Here is an 11,823-nt window from a genome sequence, read left to right as displayed (position 1 = left end):
ACGGTGGCGCTGCGCCACCGTGAGTGATTATGTTACCCTGACACCCTTCCCTGCTTTTCATCATTCGTTCCTGCGCCGCCCGATTTGCATCCAGCCGCCAGGACATGGAGTTGTCATGCCCCCTGATTTTGACTGGAACAACATCGACACCGTTTTACTTGATATGGACGGCACGCTGCTGGATCTGGCCTTCGACAGCCAGTTCTGGTTGCAGGATGTGCCGCTGGCGCTCAGCCAGCAACGCGCCATTCCGCTGGAGAATGCGCGCCGGATTATTCATGACGAATACCTCGCCGTTCAGCACACCATGAACTGGTATTGCTTTGATTACTGGAGCGAACGGTTAGATCTTGATATCTACCAGATGACCACTAACATCGGCAAAAACGCACGTTTACGCGACGATACGGTGCCTTTTCTGACCCATTTGCGACAGTCCGGACGCCACACCATTTTGCTGACCAATGCGCATCCGCACAGCCTTTCGGTTAAAATTGAACATACCGGTCTGGATCAGCACCTTGATTTATTACTTTCCACCCACACATTTGGTTATCCGAAGGAAGATCAGCGGTTGTGGTCCGCGGTGCAACAACAGACCGGTTTTAATCCTGAGAGAACATTATTTGTCGACGACGGCGAACCTATCCTGAAAGCGGCAAAAACCTTCGGTATCCGCTATTGTCTGGGTATAGAAAATCCGGATTCCACCCTGGCAAACAAGTCATTTCAGGATTATCCCTCGATTAATGACTTCCGCAGCCTGTTGCCTTCGATTGACCCCGTGGCAGGCCCGGCCAGGTAATACCGGCATGTTCAGGGGAGAAAAATGAAAGGCAAAACGGAAGAAGACGCTAATGCAGTACGTCTCGATAAATGGCTTTGGGCGGCTCGTTTTTATAAGACCCGCGCGCTGGCACGCGAGATGATTGACGGCGGCAAAGTGCATTACAACGGCCAGCGGGGAAAACCCAGCAAGCTGATGGAACTGAATGCCGAAATCACCCTTCGTCAGGGAAATGACACCAAAACGATCATTGTGCTGGGGCTGACGACTCAGCGCCGCAGTGCGGAAGAAGCACAGACGCTTTATCAGGAAACCGACGCGAGCATCGTCAGCCGGGAGAAAATCTCGGAAGCGCGGAAAATGAATGCGATGCCGCATCCGGACAGACGTCCGGATAAAAAGGAACGCCGCAACCTGATCAAATTTAAATATGGCGATCAAGAGTGATCGCCACTGAGAGAGAAAACTATGTCCAATCATGACCAACTGCACCGTTACCTGTTCAATAACCACGCCGTCCGCGGTGAACTGGTCGCGCTCAATGAAACCTTCCAGCAGATCGTTGCCGGTCACGATTACCCGGCAGAAGTCCGTAATCTTCTGGGCGAAATGCTGGTTGCTACCAGCTTGCTGACTGCCACGCTGAAATTTGACGGCGACATTACCGTTCAGCTGCAAGGCGATGGCCCGCTGAAACTGGCGGTGATCAACGGGAACAACCGTCAGGAACTGCGCGGTATTGCGCGCCTGCAAGGTGATATCGCTGAAGGCAGCTCGCTGAAAGAGATGATTGGCAACGGCTACATGGTGATCACCATTTCCCCAAGCGTGGGCGAGCGCTATCAGGGCGTCGTCGGCCTGGAAGGCGAAAATCTGGCGGAGTGTCTGGAAAACTACTTCATGCAGTCCGAACAGCTGCCGACCCGCATTTTTATCCGTACCGGTGAAATTGAAGGCCAGCCAGCCGCAGGCGGCATGCTGTTGCAGGTGCTGCCAGCCGAAGATACTGATCCGGAAGAATTCAGCCATCTTGCTCAGCTGACCACTACGATCAAAGCAGAAGAGCTGTTCACCCTGCCGGCCAACGAAGTGCTTTATCGTCTTTATCATCAGGAAGAAGTCACCCTGTATGAGCCGCAGGACGTTTGTTTCCGCTGCACCTGCTCGCGCGAACGCTGCGCCGGCGCCCTGCTGACGCTGCCTGATGAAGAAATTCTGGAAATGCTGGAAGCTGACGGGAAAATCGAAATGCACTGTGATTATTGCGGATCAGACTACGAGTTTGACGCGATGGATCTGGCTACCCTGAAAGCGGACGGCGACGTTCATCCGGGAAATGATCATATTCACTGATTGTTAACCCACGCTATCTGAGGGACTTTTCACCGAAAAGTCCCTTTTTTATTGCTTATATATAACCAACGTTGCACATATTTCGAGTTTTTCATCACAATTATGGAAAAATATTCACATCTCCCGTTATTCTTTGAGTTCTATCGCGGTTCAAAAGCGATAAATACCTACAATTACAACTAGTTTATCCCTAATGCTTCAGGCTTTGGGGTTTCTAATTCAGGCCAAGGAGCAGGGAAATGCCTACCACTATCGGGGTCACCGCCGAAACACTCGCCCGTTACGGGATCCATCAGAACAGCGAAATCGTCTATAACCCTGATTACGATCTTCTTTTCAAAGAAGAGACAGCGCCTGGTCTGGAAGGCTTTGAACGCGGGCAGGTGACGGAGCTGGGCGCCGTGAATGTCGATACCGGCATTTTTACCGGCCGCTCGCCGAAAGATAAATACATTGTCCGCGATGACACCACCCGTGACACGCTGTGGTGGGCCGATCAGGGCAAAGGAAAGAACGATAACAAACCGCTTTCTCAGGAAATCTGGGCTTCACTGAAATCGCTGGTCACCCATCAGCTTTCAGGAAAACGCCTGTTTATCGTCGACGCATTCTGCGGTGCGAACGCCAATTTCCGACTGAAAGTCCGCTTCATTACGGAAGTGGCCTGGCAGGCGCATTTCGTCAAAAACATGTTTATCCGCCCGACGGACAGTGAACTGGAAGGTTTCGAGCCTGACTTTATCGTGATGAACGGCGCGAAATGCACCAACCCGGACTGGCAGAAACAGGGCCTGAACTCCGAAAACTTCATCGCTTTCAACCTGACCGAACGTCTCCAGCTTATCGGCGGATCCTGGTACGGCGGCGAAATGAAGAAAGGCATGTTTGCCGTCATGAACTACCTGCTGCCTTTGCAGGGGATCGCGTCGATGCACTGCTCTGCCAATGTGGGTGAAAAAGGCGATGTGGCCGTCTTCTTTGGCCTTTCCGGCACAGGTAAAACCACGTTATCCACCGATCCAAAACGTAAACTTATCGGTGATGACGAACATGGCTGGGACGACGACGGCGTCTTCAACTTCGAAGGTGGCTGTTACGCTAAAACCATTAAACTGAGCAAAGAAGCGGAGCCGGAAATCTTTGGTGCCATCAGACGTGATGCGCTTCTGGAAAACGTGGTGGTCAGCGCCGACGGCAAAATCGATTTTGATGACAACAGTAAAACCGAGAATACCCGCGTTTCCTACCCGCTATATCACATTGAGAACATTGTGAAACCGGTATCGAAAGCCGGGCATGCCAGTAAAGTGATTTTCCTGACGGCTGATGCGTTTGGCGTATTACCGCCAGTTTCGCGGCTGACCGCATCCCAGACGCAATACCATTTCCTCTCCGGCTTTACGGCGAAACTGGCGGGCACCGAGCGTGGCGTCAATGAACCGACGCCAACGTTTTCTGCCTGCTTTGGCGCTGCGTTCCTGATGCTGCATCCGACGCAATATTCCGAAGTGCTGGTAAAACGCATGGAAGCGGCGGGCGCACAGGCCTATCTGGTCAATACCGGCTGGAACGGCACGGGTAAACGTATTTCCCTGAAAAACACGCGCGCCATCATCGATGCGATTCTGAACGGGACTATCGACGACGCCGAAACCTTCACGCTGCCGTTGTTCAATCTGGCAGTGCCAACCGAACTGCCGGGCGTCGACAGCCATATTCTGGATCCGCGTAATACTTACGGCAGCCGCGAGCAGTGGCAGGAAAAAGCCGAACATCTGGCCCAGCTGTTTATCGATAACTTTGATAAATATACGGACACACCGGCAGGCGCAGCGCTGGTGAGCGCAGGCCCGCAACGTTAAGCGATAATCTCTGCTTTCACAGGCGCGGGCTTCCGCGCCTTTTTTTATTGCATCCCTCCCGGCCACATTCCAGAATGACAGCAATGCTTCCACTGCTCTCACAGGAATTTCACATGGCTACCCTGACTGTCCGCAATCTGGATGACGAAGTGAAGGAATTGCTGCGCATTGCCGCCGCCAAAAAAGGCCATTCAATGGAAGAGGAGGCGCGTTTAATTCTGAAGCAGGCACTGACCAGCACGCCCCCTGATTTTGGCCTCGGCAGCCAGCTCCGCCAGCGTTTTGCCACGCTGAATACAACGCCGCTGGAGCTGCCGCCCAAATGATTATTCTCAATACTGCCATCATCCTTGAGATAATCAGCCGCAAACCACAGAAGACCGTTCTCCAGTGGCTCGATGCACAGGATGCCATTCAGCTTTACCTGACCAGCCTCACGGTCGCCGAACTTTTTACCTGGGTGGAAAATTTACCCGAAGACGCCCCGAAAACCGCGTTTGCCGATGCGTTGCTCGGCATGCTGAATCAGGATTTTAAGGGTCGCCTGTTGTCATTCGATGCCGCCAGCGCACTGCATTACGTGCGCGTAGCGGCTTTATCAAAACAAGCGCACGTGGCGATGACTGAACGCGAGATGCAACTGGCAGCGATTTGCCTGCAACACCAGGCCAGCCTGGCAACAGACCACCATGACCGGTTTGCGCATACCGGCATTATGCTGGTGAATCCGTGGGATGTGGCGGAGACGCCAAGATGGCGGGAGGAAGCCGCGGAATATTATGTGATGAGTCGGAAAAGTTAAACGCAGGCAGGCGTTTTATCCCGCAATAACCAGGGCTGGCTCCCAAACGGGCCTTTAGGTCAAGACACCGGCCTCAAAAGGCGCCTATCGCCGCGCCTCTTCAGAATCATCGGTTCTTTCACTGCGCGCTATCGCTCGCTGGCTATGTTTCAGAAACTCCTGCGATTGCCGCGAAAGCTTGCCGCTGCGGCAATAACCGAAGTTGCTGAAACAGACTTTGCGAGCGACAGCGCGGGTTGTAAAAAGACGCGGAGAGTCAAGAGAGGGGCCGTCCTGGCCCACTCTTGTCGGTTTCGGCGCAGTGCGTCAAGCGATCACTGCAAGTGAAAAACCGAAACGTCCACTCTTCCAATTTAAGAACCCGTAACGGTTACGGCAGCTTTCTGCAGCATCTCCACCGGTAATGGCAGATACGCCCTGATCCTCAATCCACCGCGGTCACTGCGGCCGATATCCAGAGTCCCGGAATGTGCATCAATAATACGCTGCACAATCGCCAGCCCCAGGCCGGTTCCGCTGGTAGTACGGGCACTTTCGCCACGCACGAAGGGCTGGAACAGATGTTTGAGTTGGTCCGGCTCAATCCCCGGGCCATCATCCTCTACCTGGAACCATGCGCGCTGTAGTTCACGTCCGCTGCTGACTTTGATCCAACCATTCCCGTAACGGGCGGCGTTCACCACCATATTCACTACGGCGCGTTTGATGGACAACGGATGCGCATTCACCAGCAATTCACCGTCGGCCAGATCGGAATCAATTTCACGTTCGTAGCCGCTTTCGGTGGCAATCACTTCACCCAAAATACCGTTGAGATCGGTGATCTCCGTCGGCATCTCCTGCCCGGTGCGCAGATAATCAATGAACTGTTCGATGATGGCGTTGCACTCTTCGATGTCTTTATTTATCGACTCGGCGAGATAACCGTCACCATCACTCATCATTTCTGTTGCTAAGCGGATACGCGTCAGCGGCGTACGCAGGTCATGGCTTACACCGGCCATCAGCAGCGTGCGGTCATCAGCCAGCAACTTCACACCGGCAGCCATCTGGTTAAAGGCACGCGTCACGGAACGCACTTCGGAAGCGCCGTATTCCCGCAATGGCGGCGGAATAATGCCTTTCCCGACCTGTAAAGCCGCATGCTCCAGTTCGACAAGGGGTCGGTTCTGGATGCGGATAAACAGCCACGCACCACCAATGGCCAGCAACATAATCGCCAGCGTATAGCGGAACAACGGGGAGAAATCGCCCTGATGGATTTCGGTAAGAGGAACGCGTACCCAGATGTCAGGCGACAACCAGGTTTTCAGCCACACAACCGGGGTATTTTTGTTGACCTCAACGCGCACATCCGTCGGGCCACCAAGCTGTTGCGCCATCTGCTGGCTGAGGAATTCGTAGTGCTGCGCCCAGCGCAGGCCGCTCTCCTCAGCCGCAGAGTTGGTGTAAAGCGAAATGCCCAGTTCGCGGTAAATCTCGCGACGAAACGCAGGCGGCACGGCCAGCAACGTGCCATCTTCCAGTTGCAGCCGGTCGGTCATCAGCATACGGACTTCATACGCCAGGACTTTATTGAACTGCTGCAAGCTTGGCAGAATGGCGAAGTTCAGCACCACCAGATAGGTCGTCACCAGGCTGACGAACAGCAAGGTGACGATTAATAACAGTGTTCGGGCAAACGAGCTACGCGGTGAAAAGCGTATTCGTCTCATGCCTTACTGCCGTCCGGCACAAATACGTAGCCCAGGCCCCAGACGGTCTGGATATAACGCGGATGCGCCGGATCTTCTTCTACCATGCGACGCAGACGGGAAATCTGCACATCGATAGAACGCTCCATCGCGCTGTATTCGCGTCCACGTGCCAGATTCATCAGCTTGTCACGGGACAGCGGCTCACGCGGATGGCTCACCAGCGCTTTAAGTACGGCGAATTCACCGCTGGTCAGCGGCATAGGCTCATCTTCACGGAACATCTCGCGGGTACCGAGGTTCAGCTTGAACTTACCAAAGGAAATCACGGCTTCTTCCTGAGAAGGCGCGCCCGGCAGCTCGTTCGCCTGACGACGCAGTACCGCACGGATACGGGCCAGCAATTCACGTGGGTTAAACGGCTTAGGAATATAGTCGTCGGCACCAATTTCGAGGCCCACGATACGGTCAACTTCTTCGCCTTTTGCCGTGACCATAATGATCGGCATCGGGTTACTCTGGCTGCGCAGGCGGCGGCAGATAGACAAACCATCTTCGCCAGGCAACATCAAGTCCAGAACCATCAGATGGAATGACTCACGGGTCAGCAAACGGTCCATCTGTTCAGCATTGGCAACGCTACGCACCTGGAAGCCCTGTTCAGTCAGATAACGCTCCAAAAGTGCGCGCAGGCGCATATCGTCATCGACCACCAGAATCTTGTGATTTTCTTGCATGTAACTCTCCCAAAGGCGTGAATGCCTGAAGCTTGTATTGTTAGAAATATCAATCAAAACAGACAGCGTTTATTGGTATATATTCTAGACGAAATTGTAACAATGGATATGGTTTTCCTAATTTATCAACAATATCAGAGCAATCTTCTGCCTCCTGAGTTGGGTTTTCCCTGGGCAAGGCAGAAGTGAATCCCTCCTTCCCTTCTGTCTTATGGTTAAAAACCACCCGATCTGCTTTCTGTATCGAAAAAACGTGAGATTTTAATGAAAGATTTCATTCTTAAAAAGATCTGTAAAAAACGCTATTAATGCTCCCCGGTTTACTTTAAACCGTCTCAAGACCATTGGAATATGATTAAATTATTTGTTTAAAGAGAACATATTAATTGTTTCTTTAGAATATATACACAGCGTATTTATCGTTAAAACAAACAATAAATTAATTGAATTAGAAAGCACTAACGATCATCCATATGAATATAATTGATCGATTTTAAAACAGCGTGTAATTCAACTGAGTAATGCGTACTACCCAATACATAAAACACTTGATAGAATGTTTTTCTGCGTAAATTTGATCAGTAATATTACGCAAATCCTGATAAACTCCGCAGAATAACCTTCAACGTTTTATTTCAGAATGGACGCAACAATGAAAACGACATACAAACTCATGGTAGGTGGGTTACTTCTGGCATTAGCCGGGAATAGCTATGCAATTGATGGGCGAATCAACTTCTCTGGCGCAATTATTAAAACTGCATGTGTTATTAATGGGGGCAATGACGTTGACGTTCCGTTAGGGACATATTCAGCTGCTCAATTTAGGGAGATTGGCGATACCTCCCCAAATATTCCATTCACTCTTCCGCTGGCTAACTGTCCTGTAGCACAAAAAGAGGGTGACCCTCTTCCACATTTCCGCATATGGCTTGAAGCTGAAGCTGTTGATGCAACTCATCCTAACCTTGTGAAATTAGGCAATAGCTTCGGCGATACGATGGCAGATGGTGTAGGTATTCAAATTATGGATGCTAATACTAAAGCTGTTATGCTGCTGAATACATTACCGACGATCACTTACGATATAAAAACAGCAACAATGGATGTCAATTTGCTCGCAAACTATCAGTCTTTCAAAAGTCCGGATGACATCATTCCGGGCCCGGCTGATGCCAGTGTCAACGTCACCCTCGATTATCGTTAATCCGCTATGAAACTGGCAGGCTCAGTCAGTGAGCCTGCCAGATTAATTATTATGAAAAAAAATGTAACGCCTATTCATTACTGGATCGATTAATCACATGCGCAATGCAATCAAACGGCTAATTCAGTTAACTCTTCTATTTTTCCTTTCTATTCAGCTAAGTTATGGTGGTGGGATTCTTGTCGGGCGCACCCGGGTTATTTATGATGCCAATAAAAAAGAAGCTTCATTGCCCCTTAGCAACAAATCGGAAAACAAACCGTTTCTGATTCAGTCATGGATTGATAATGGAGACGGTAAAACACGCGGCCCGTTTGTTGTCACCCCTCCGCTTTTTCGCCTGAATGCCAATGATGAAAACAACCTTCGTATTTCATATACAGGAGGGGAATTACCGCAAGATAAAGAATCCATATTTTATATTAATGTACGCGCTATTCCCTCTACCCCAAAAAATGACACTAACGAATTAAGATTAGTTATTAAGACCAGAATAAAACTTTTTTACCGCCCAGAAAAATTACAGGGAAAGCCTTATGACGCCTACAAGTTGCTGACGTTCGCACGTTCCGGCGGTCAGCTTCTAATCACTAACCCTTCACCTTATTACGTCGTGTTCAGCTACCTGACCGTTGGCAATACCGTATTAAAGGATACAGACATGATTGCCCCTGGAGGCCAACTCAACGTGACACTACCCGCGAATAACACCGGCAATACCGTTGAGTGGAGCGCAATTAATGATTACGGCGGCGATACAACTCCCGAAAAGAGAACGCTCTGATTACTTAACGTTTCACCTGACATTTTAACTGCTTCAGAAATCTCTTCAGGGACTCAGTGACAATGACAATGGATAGTTCTCCGACTGCAAAAAAACTGGGAAACTGCGCCCGCCTGCAACGTCATATCTTCACGTTATTCGTGGGCTGTACTTTCCCGATGACGGCGTTGATTATTGATGCTGCACGGGCAGAGGATGTCTATTTTGACCCGCAACTACTCGAACATAACGGGCAACAGACTGACGACGTGGACCTCTCGATTTTTGCCAAAAGCGATAAGGCCCAGGTGGCAGGTGTTTACAACACTGTTATTTACGTAAACCTTGAGCAGGCACTCCAGCAAGAAATTCGTTATGACCAGATGCCCGATGGCTCATTGTCGCCGGAAATCACCCCCGATTTACTAAGAGCCCTGAACGTCAGGGTGGATGCATTTCCTTCACTGGTCAATCATCAACATGATGCGCCTCTGGCTCCTCTGGCACAGTACATTCCAGCAGCAGCGGCTAAATTCGATTTTAACCGGATGCGGCTTGATGTCAGTATTCCGCAAGCCGCAATGGATCAGAAAGCCAGCGGGTATGTCGATCCCAAAAGATGGGATGACGGTGTTCCCGTTTTATTTTCTAACTATGCCTTTTCAGGGGCTCAGCGAAAAAATAAAAATGGCAGCGATGATTCCAGCCAATACCTGAATATGCAAAACGGAGTAAATCTGGGGCCATGGCGCTTTCGAAATTACAGCACTTACAGCAATAGTGACGGCCAGCAAAGTTGGGATGCCATTTCCACTTATGCTCAGCGTGATATCAAAAGCCTTAAATCCCAGTTCCTGATCGGCGAAAGCTCCACGCCCGGCGATCTGTTCCCCAGCCTGCAATTCACCGGTGTTCAGCTCGCTTCCGATGACAATATGCTGCCGGACAGTCAGAGAGGTTTTGCACCCACGATCCGGGGGATTGCGAACTCTAACGCTGAAGTCACCATCCGTCAGGATGGATATATTATTTATCAAAGCTATGTCGCGCCTGGTGCATTTGAAATTAACGACCTTTATCCGTCTTCTTACAGCGGCGATTTGGAAGTCACAATTACAGAAGCCGACGGAACTGAGCGCAGATTTAATCTGCCTTTTTCAGCCGTACCGGTAATGCAACGTCCGGGACGCCTAAAATACAGCGGCACCGCAGGGCGCTATCGTTCAAATAATAATGGCGACAAAAAGCCGGACTTTGCTCAGGGCACGGCGATTTACGGAGTGTCAAATGAGATCACCACGTATGCCGGTTCGTTATTATCACCAGATTATCTTTCCGGGATGGCGGGGGTCGGATTCAGCTTACTGTCTTTAGGTTCAGTTTCTGTCGATATCACGCAGGCTCAAACTACGCTGGATAACAATCAAAACAGCAGCGGCCAGTCTTATCGTATTCAATATTCTAAAAATATCGAGACGACGGATACGAACTTCTCCGTTGCCAGTTACCGCTATTCCACCAGTGGTTTCTACGATTTTGATGAAGCGAATCAGTCTCAGGATAACGCAACGCAAGATAGCCATAAGCGCAGCAAATATCAGGTCAGTGTTAATCAGGCGCTGTGGGAAGGCGCAAGTATGTATGCATCGGCCTACCAGCAGGACTACTGGCGTGATAGCAACAAAGAGAAAAATATTTCCCTCGGAATGAACTCTACCTTTAACGGAATCAGCTATAACCTGTCCTATTCCTACAGCCAGCTTGACGGAGAAGATAACGATCAACAGATAGCGTTGAATATTCGCGTTCCGTTAAGCCGGTGGCTGCCACAAAGCTGGGCAACTTATAATATTACGCACGATAAAGAGGGTGAAACACGCCAGCAAATCGGACTCAGCGGCACCGCTCTGGACGATCATCGTCTCAGTTACTCACTGCAGCAGAGTCATACCCAGCAGGGAGAAACCGACAGCAGCAATATTAATGCTTCCTATCGTTCATCATACGGCACGCTGAACACCGGTTATTATTACGACAACGATTCGCAGCAAATCAGTTACGGCATTGCCGGTGGCGTCGTTGCCCATGCCCATGGCGTTACGCTATCCCAACCTTTGGGCGATTCTTTTGCCCTGATTGATGCTAATGGGGCAAGTGGGGCAAGAGTACAAAATCTTCCTGGCCTCAGAACAGACTGGCGTGGCTACGCGGTCGTTCCATATCTCACGTCTTATACCGAAAATCGCATCGTTCTCGACACAACGACCCTCCCTGATGAAGTCGATGTGACTAACACATCTGAATTAGTCATTCCCAATAAAGGTGCAATGGTTGTGGCACATTTTGATGCCCACATAGGTGTGCGCGCCTTAATCAAACTGGTACGCAATGACGGCACGACGGTTCCTTTCGGTGCCGTCGCAGTCAGTGAAGATCAATCGCTGGAAAACATCGTAGATGATGGCGGCGTCCTTTATCTCTCCGGAATAAAAACGGGCGAACAGGTGGATTTACATGTGAAGTGGGGTATTGCGGCAAACCAGCAGTGCAAAGCCAGCATAAATTTGAAGTCCGTTGCGTCATCGGTGCAATCCGTCACGGCCTCATGCATTTAAGGA

General features: G+C 50.4%; 11 protein-coding genes. 9 read left to right on the top strand and 2 right to left on the bottom strand.

The window, feature by feature from the left end; translation table 11 throughout:
* Positions 1 to 115 precede the first annotated feature (115 nt).
* From yrfG to J8X26_RS04960, 6 genes are all read left to right on the top strand, one after another.
* Positions 116 to 805, top strand: a complete 690-nt coding sequence (yrfG, locus tag J8X26_RS04985) for a GMP/IMP nucleotidase (protein ID WP_152327521.1) — start codon at positions 116 to 118, stop codon at positions 803 to 805.
* A 24-nt stretch (positions 806 to 829) separates the two neighbouring features.
* On the top strand, positions 830 to 1,234 hold the full coding sequence (gene hslR / locus J8X26_RS04980; protein WP_152327522.1) for a ribosome-associated heat shock protein Hsp15: 405 nt from the start codon (positions 830 to 832) through the stop codon (positions 1,232 to 1,234).
* A 21-nt stretch (positions 1,235 to 1,255) separates the two neighbouring features.
* Positions 1,256 to 2,140, top strand: coding sequence for an Hsp33 family molecular chaperone HslO (hslO, locus tag J8X26_RS04975; protein ID WP_152327523.1), 885 nt, complete (start codon positions 1,256 to 1,258; stop codon positions 2,138 to 2,140).
* A 239-nt stretch (positions 2,141 to 2,379) separates the two neighbouring features.
* Complete coding sequence (pckA, locus tag J8X26_RS04970; protein WP_208950298.1) at positions 2,380 to 4,002, top strand: phosphoenolpyruvate carboxykinase (ATP); 1,623 nt, start codon at positions 2,380 to 2,382, stop codon at positions 4,000 to 4,002.
* Between the two features lie 113 nt (positions 4,003 to 4,115).
* Entirely contained in the window at positions 4,116 to 4,328 is a 213-nt protein-coding gene (locus tag J8X26_RS04965; RefSeq protein WP_152327525.1) for a plasmid stabilization protein, read from the top strand.
* Positions 4,325 to 4,804 carry a type II toxin-antitoxin system VapC family toxin gene (locus J8X26_RS04960; protein WP_208950297.1) on the top strand — a complete coding sequence of 160 codons (480 nt, stop codon included), beginning with the start codon at positions 4,325 to 4,327 and terminating at the stop codon, positions 4,802 to 4,804. The genes J8X26_RS04965 and J8X26_RS04960 overlap by 4 nt, the downstream gene beginning before the upstream one ends.
* A gap of 353 nt (positions 4,805 to 5,157) precedes the next feature.
* Here J8X26_RS04960 and envZ read toward each other — a convergent pair whose 3' ends face one another.
* Positions 5,158 to 6,519: a two-component system sensor histidine kinase EnvZ gene (envZ, locus tag J8X26_RS04955; RefSeq protein WP_152327527.1), complete on the bottom strand. Its 1,362-nt coding sequence runs from the start codon at positions 6,517 to 6,519 to the stop codon at positions 5,158 to 5,160.
* The gene (gene ompR / locus J8X26_RS04950; RefSeq protein ID WP_009635740.1) at positions 6,516 to 7,235 is read right to left on the bottom strand and encodes a two-component system response regulator OmpR; all 720 of its coding nucleotides are present in this window, start codon (positions 7,233 to 7,235) and stop codon (positions 6,516 to 6,518) included. The genes envZ and ompR overlap by 4 nt, the downstream gene beginning before the upstream one ends.
* 652 nt (positions 7,236 to 7,887) lie before the next feature.
* Here ompR and J8X26_RS04945 point away from each other — a divergent pair.
* From J8X26_RS04945 to J8X26_RS04935, 3 genes are all read left to right on the top strand, one after another.
* On the top strand, positions 7,888 to 8,442 hold the full coding sequence (locus tag J8X26_RS04945) for a fimbrial protein (protein WP_152327528.1): 555 nt from the start codon (positions 7,888 to 7,890) through the stop codon (positions 8,440 to 8,442).
* A 97-nt stretch (positions 8,443 to 8,539) separates the two neighbouring features.
* On the top strand, positions 8,540 to 9,226 hold the full coding sequence (locus J8X26_RS04940; protein ID WP_165061006.1) for a molecular chaperone: 687 nt from the start codon (positions 8,540 to 8,542) through the stop codon (positions 9,224 to 9,226).
* Between the two features lie 62 nt (positions 9,227 to 9,288).
* Positions 9,289 to 11,820: a fimbria/pilus outer membrane usher protein gene (locus J8X26_RS04935; protein WP_208950325.1), complete on the top strand. Its 2,532-nt coding sequence runs from the start codon at positions 9,289 to 9,291 to the stop codon at positions 11,818 to 11,820.
* The last annotated feature ends 3 nt before the right edge of the window (positions 11,821 to 11,823 follow it).

Origin of the sequence: Rahnella sp. ChDrAdgB13 (genome assembly GCF_017655185.1) — a bacterium.
Classification (GTDB): Bacteria; Pseudomonadota; Gammaproteobacteria; order Enterobacterales; family Enterobacteriaceae; genus Rahnella; species Rahnella contaminans.
The sequence above is the reverse complement of the archived record's forward strand: the minus strand, read 5'-3'. Positions and strand labels throughout refer to the sequence as shown.

What these genes read in the sequence shown, in the direction of transcription:
- yrfG (WP_152327521.1), top strand. Translation starts at nt 116, where the DNA reads ATGCCCCCTGATTTTGACTGGAACAACATCGACACCGTTTTACTTGAT.
- hslR (WP_152327522.1), top strand. Translation starts at nt 830, where the DNA reads ATGAAAGGCAAAACGGAAGAAGACGCTAATGCAGTACGTCTCGATAAA.
- hslO (WP_152327523.1), top strand. Translation starts at nt 1,256, where the DNA reads ATGTCCAATCATGACCAACTGCACCGTTACCTGTTCAATAACCACGCC.
- pckA (WP_208950298.1), top strand. Translation starts at nt 2,380, where the DNA reads ATGCCTACCACTATCGGGGTCACCGCCGAAACACTCGCCCGTTACGGG.
- J8X26_RS04965 (WP_152327525.1), top strand. Translation starts at nt 4,116, where the DNA reads ATGGCTACCCTGACTGTCCGCAATCTGGATGACGAAGTGAAGGAATTG.
- J8X26_RS04960 (WP_208950297.1), top strand. Translation starts at nt 4,325, where the DNA reads ATGATTATTCTCAATACTGCCATCATCCTTGAGATAATCAGCCGCAAA.
- envZ (WP_152327527.1), bottom strand. Translation starts at nt 6,519, where the DNA reads ATGAGACGAATACGCTTTTCACCGCGTAGCTCGTTTGCCCGAACACTG.
- ompR (WP_009635740.1), bottom strand. Translation starts at nt 7,235, where the DNA reads ATGCAAGAAAATCACAAGATTCTGGTGGTCGATGACGATATGCGCCTG.
- J8X26_RS04945 (WP_152327528.1), top strand. Translation starts at nt 7,888, where the DNA reads ATGAAAACGACATACAAACTCATGGTAGGTGGGTTACTTCTGGCATTA.
- J8X26_RS04940 (WP_165061006.1), top strand. Translation starts at nt 8,540, where the DNA reads ATGCGCAATGCAATCAAACGGCTAATTCAGTTAACTCTTCTATTTTTC.
- J8X26_RS04935 (WP_208950325.1), top strand. Translation starts at nt 9,289, where the DNA reads ATGACAATGGATAGTTCTCCGACTGCAAAAAAACTGGGAAACTGCGCC.